1 protein-coding gene is annotated in these 415 nt (G+C 42.7%); it reads left to right on the top strand.

Going from position 1 to position 415, the window contains the following annotated elements; genetic code table 11:
* The coding region (locus tag B7725_RS00015) for a Cna B-type domain-containing protein (protein WP_142357334.1) at positions 1-415 on the top strand (415 nt) is incomplete at both ends.

Here is a 415-nt window from a genome sequence, read left to right as displayed (position 1 = left end):
CAGCAGTGATGGTACAGCTAATAGCACAACCTTCACCAATGTTTACACACCAGCTAAAACACAGGTTCCAGTGAAGAAAGTTTGGAATGATAGTGACAACCAAGATGGTAAACGTCCAGAGTCTATTACTGTTAAACTTCTAGCAGATGGTCAAGACACAGGTAAGACCCTTGAACTCAATGAAGGAAACAAATGGCAAGCTACTTTCACAGATCTTGACGCAGATAAAGGTGGTACTCCAATCGCCTATACAATCGAAGAAGTTTCAGTCGCAGAATATGAGTCTAAAGTAACAGGAGATGCCACAACTGGCTTCACCATTACTAATAGCTACACACCAGGTAAGACTCAAGTACCAGTGAAGAAAGTTTGGAATGATAGCGAGAACCAAGACGGCAAACGTCCAGCGTCTGTT

Source organism: Streptococcus oralis subsp. tigurinus (genome assembly GCF_002096275.1).
Lineage (GTDB): Bacteria > Bacillota > Bacilli > Lactobacillales > Streptococcaceae > Streptococcus > Streptococcus oralis_CN.
Note: the sequence above shows the minus strand (reverse complement) of the source record. Positions and strands in the feature narration are given on the sequence as shown.